Genomic DNA, 467 nt, shown 5'->3' on the forward strand with positions numbered 1-467 from the left:
CGTCGCCGAACTAACGCCATGGGGCAAGGTTGTACAGATCCGCTCGGACGCCGCTTGAAAGTAACCTTCCTGTCACGAACGGGTCGAGCGGTTGTCCTGGCCCATTGGAGCACTCGAGAGATTCAGGCCGTTGCCAATGAGCTGAATAGCAGACCTCGAAAAATCGCTTGGTTGGCGACACCCGCCAAAGCCGTAGATGAAAATCTGCAATCTGCCCAGTCTTCTGTACTTGCGACGACCGGTCTAAGCTGCCCGGTAGGTGAGCGATGAATATTAAGCCATGCACAGGTAGCATCAGGAGATTTTCAGCATCAGCCGAAAGGGAAATTGTTGGGGCAATGCGGTGATGAGGCGGCTCTTCCTGAACTTCAATATCGAGCATGTGTGGGAGTCAATAGGCTGATCACGACGAGGGTCGACGCGGCATGATTTAGTAGGTCGCTTCAAAGCTCGCAGAGCAAGCTAGC

General features: G+C 54.0%; 1 pseudogene. It reads left to right on the forward strand.

What is annotated here, in order from left to right:
* A pseudogene (locus MKD38_RS30910) lies at window positions 1–270 on the forward strand (hypothetical protein); the annotation flags it as partial.
* Window positions 271–467 lie beyond the last annotated feature (197 nt).

Origin of the sequence: Cupriavidus sp. WGlv3 (assembly GCF_023952475.1) — a bacterium.
Lineage (GTDB): Bacteria > Pseudomonadota > Gammaproteobacteria > Burkholderiales > Burkholderiaceae > Cupriavidus > Cupriavidus phytorum.